Genomic DNA, 3,399 nt, shown 5'->3' with positions numbered 1-3,399 from the left:
ATCACGGTCGGCATCGTGGGCGCTTTGCTCTGGAGCTGGCGTCATGTCTGAGTTCACGATGGGACCGATGCTGCTGAATCTCGTGTTGTGGCTGCCGATCGTGGGCGTGGGGCTGGTGCTGCTGTTGGCGCGTACGAACGACGGGTTGGCGCGTACGATCGCGGCGGCGGTGATGACGGTGCAGTTCGCGCTGGCGACCGTGCTGTATCTCCAGTTCGACGCCACCGTCGCCGGGCTGCAGTTCGCCACCCAGCTGCCATGGATCGCCCAGTGGGGCGTGTCGTACCTGATCGGGCTCGACGGCTTCAACCTGCTGCTCGTGCTGCTCACGGCGTTCCTGGGGCCGATCGTGGTGCTGGGGGCATGGACGTCGATCAAAAAGGACGTACCCCTCTTTTTCGTCATGGTCCTGCTGCTGCAGTTCGCCATGATCGGCGCCCTCGTAGCCCAGGATCTCTTCCTGTTCTATCTGTTCTGGGAAGCGATGCTGATCCCGATGTTCCTGATCATCGGTATGTGGGGCGGCGCGCGACGCGTGTACGCGACGCTCAAGTTCGTGTTGTACACGGCGTTCGGCAGCATTCTGATGCTGGCCGCGGTGATCTACCTCGTGCAGTCCATGCAGCAGAGCAGCGGCGTGATGTCGTTCGCGTTCGCCGACTTGTATCAGACGCAGCTGCCGCTGTCGGTGCAGACGATCCTGCTGGGCGCCTTCGCGCTGTCGTTCGCGATCAAGGTGCCGATGGTGCCGCTGCACACGTGGCTTCCCGACGCCCACGTGGAAGCGCCCACGGCGGGCTCGGTGATTCTGGCCGGTGTGCTGCTCAAGATGGGCACCTACGGGTTCATGAAGCTCGGCTTCCCGCTGTTTCCCGACGCCGCGCGCGCCTTCACGCCGCTCCTGATGACGCTGGCCGTCGTCAGCATCGTGTACGGAGCCTGCCTCGCGCTCGTGCAGACCGACATCAAGAAGATCATCGCGTACTCGTCGATCAGTCACCTGGGTTACGTGATGCTGGGGCTGCTCAGTCTCGAGCTGGTGGGTATCCAGGGCGCGGTCATTCAGATGGTCAGCCACGGACTCGTGGCGGCCGGCCTGTTCCTGCTGGTCGGCATGATCTACGATCGCTGCCATACGCGTGATCTCGCGGCGTATGGAGGCCTGGCCCGCCTGCTGCCGGTGTACTCGGTGTTCTTCATGATCTTCACGCTGGCCTCGGTGGGACTCCCCACCACCAGTGGCTTCACCGGTGAGTTCCTCGCGCTCATGGGTGCGTTCACGGCGGCGTGGCCGGCCCATCTCGACGGCAACAACCTACCGCTGGTGCTCGCGTCACTGGCGGTCACGGGCGTGGTGCTGGGCGCCATGTACATGCTGCGCTTCGCCCTCACGTTCCTGTTCGGCGCGGCGAAGGCGCCGCACCATTCGCCGGACCATCCGTTGGTCGATCTGTCGCTGCGTGAAAAGAGCATCCTTGGCCTGCTTACCATCGCCGTGTTCGCGCTGGGCCTCTTCCCGGACGGCGCCTTGCAGAAGACCGAACAGGCAGCCAAGACGTACCAGTCGCTGGTGACCACATCGCGGGCGTCTGACGCTGGTTCTGCGGGGGTGACGCCGTGAACCCCGCGATGAATGCGCAAGACGCGCTGATGGCGATGCTCCCCGAGCATCTCCTGCTGGGCGGCATCGTGCTGGTGATCGTGATGGAAGTGCTGGGCCGCGGGTCGCGATCGGCGTTATGGGTGGCGCTGGGCGCGGTGATTGCGTCGGCGGCGGCGGCATTCTGGCTGTCGAACGCGCAATACGCCGCGTCTCCGTTTGCCGGCCAGTTCTCAGTCACGCCGGCCGTGCTGATGGCCAAGGGCGCGCTGCTGGCGCTCGCAGTGCCGGTGCTGCTGATGTCGCGCACCGAGTTCAGCGACGGCGAGTTTTCCATTCTGCTGCTCTCGTCGCTGTACGGTCTGTGCCTGTTGCCGTCGTCGGACAGCTTCCTGGTGATGTTCCTGGGGCTCGAGTTGCTGGCCATGCCGGTGTATGCGCTGGTACTGTTGGCCTTCCGTCGCCCACAGAGCGCCGAATCCGCCTTCAAGTACTTGGTACTCAGCGGCGCCGCGTCGGCCACATTCCTGATGGGCGTGTCGCTGCTGTACGGCGCCACGGGCTCGATGAGCGTGGATGCCTTCGGTCCGGCGTTGGCCTCGGGCGATGTCATGACGCGCGCGGCGGTGGTGCTGGTGCTGCTGGCCCTGTTCCTCAAGGCAGCGGTGGTGCCGTTCCACGCCTGGGCGCCCGACACCTACGAAGGGGCCAGCATCCCGGTCACGGCCTACATGGCCACGCTCACCAAGGGTGCGGTGCTGTTGGCTTCGGTGCGCCTGTTCAGTGGGGCGACAGCATCGGGACCGCTGGTCGATCTGCTGCTCGTGCTCCCGCTGGTGTCGATCGTGTGGGGTAACCTGGCGGCGATCAAGCAACAGAGCTTCCGCCGCATGATCGCGTATTCGTCCATCGCCCACGCCGGCTACTTGTTCTACGCCTTCCTTGGCAACGCCGAGGGGCGCATGCAGGCGGTGTTGTTCTACGTGGTGGCGTACTCGGTGGTGAATCTGCTGGCGTTCGCCGTCATGCCGCAGAATACCGACGACGAGCAGCGTGATTCGCTCGACGCGCTCAAGGGGCTGTATCATCGCAATCCGTTCGCGGCGGTGATGATCGCCATCGCGATGCTCTCGCTGGCCGGCCTGCCGCCCTTCCCGGGCTTCGCGGCCAAGTTCCTGATCTTCAAGAACGTCGTGGCGGCGGGCTACACCACCTACGCCGTGCTCGGCCTCGTGGGCAGCTACCTCGGCATCTACTTCTACCTGCGCGTGATCCAGCTGCTGTTCATGACCGCTGGTGAGGCCGCGCCGACCGAGCAGCGCGCCGATAGCATGGCGCGCGCGGCAGGTGTGCTGTGCCTGATGGGCACGCTGGCGCTGGCGGTATTGCCGGGGTGGGTGCTGGCTCGGATGTAGGCGGCTGCGGTGTCGCAGGATCGAGAGGCCAGCGCGGCGTGTGCGCTGGCCTTTCTCGTTGTGATGCAACGGGCGTTCAAACAGCCAGAACACAGAGACCGCGGATCGCGCGGAACCCACACGGATAAGCCAAAGCCTCGATGGTCGATAGGCACCGGCCTTGGACACACACACCGCTTATCCGTGTTGTTTCCGTGTAATCCGCGGTCTCCGTGTTCTGGCCGTTAGCGATCTCCCGCCGCGCACCCATCGGTCGGCAAGCCCCGAAACAGCCAGAACACGGAGACCGCGGATCGCGCGGAACCCACACGGATAAACAAAAGCATTGATGGTCGACCGGCACGATCTCTGGATGAGCACACCGCCAATCCGCGTTGTTTCCGT

Annotated in this window: 2 protein-coding genes; both read left to right on the top strand. The window is 64.7% G+C overall.

What is annotated here, in order from left to right:
* Positions 1 to 43 precede the first annotated feature (43 nt).
* Positions 44 to 1,621: a NuoM family protein gene (locus ACIRA7_RS16005; RefSeq protein WP_396221835.1), complete on the top strand. Its 1,578-nt coding sequence runs from the start codon at positions 44 to 46 to the stop codon at positions 1,619 to 1,621.
* Complete coding sequence (locus ACIRA7_RS16000) at positions 1,618 to 3,015, top strand: NADH-quinone oxidoreductase subunit N (protein ID WP_396221834.1); 1,398 nt, start codon at positions 1,618 to 1,620, stop codon at positions 3,013 to 3,015. The genes ACIRA7_RS16005 and ACIRA7_RS16000 overlap by 4 nt, the downstream gene beginning before the upstream one ends.
* The last annotated feature ends 384 nt before the right edge of the window (positions 3,016 to 3,399 follow it).

It is taken from the genome of Gemmatimonas sp. (genome assembly GCF_044376735.1).
Taxonomy (GTDB): Bacteria; Gemmatimonadota; Gemmatimonadetes; order Gemmatimonadales; family Gemmatimonadaceae; genus Gemmatimonas.
Note: the sequence above shows the minus strand (reverse complement) of the source record. Positions and strands in the feature narration are given on the sequence as shown.

What these genes read in the sequence shown, in the direction of transcription:
- ACIRA7_RS16005 (WP_396221835.1), top strand. Translation starts at nt 44, where the DNA reads ATGTCTGAGTTCACGATGGGACCGATGCTGCTGAATCTCGTGTTGTGG.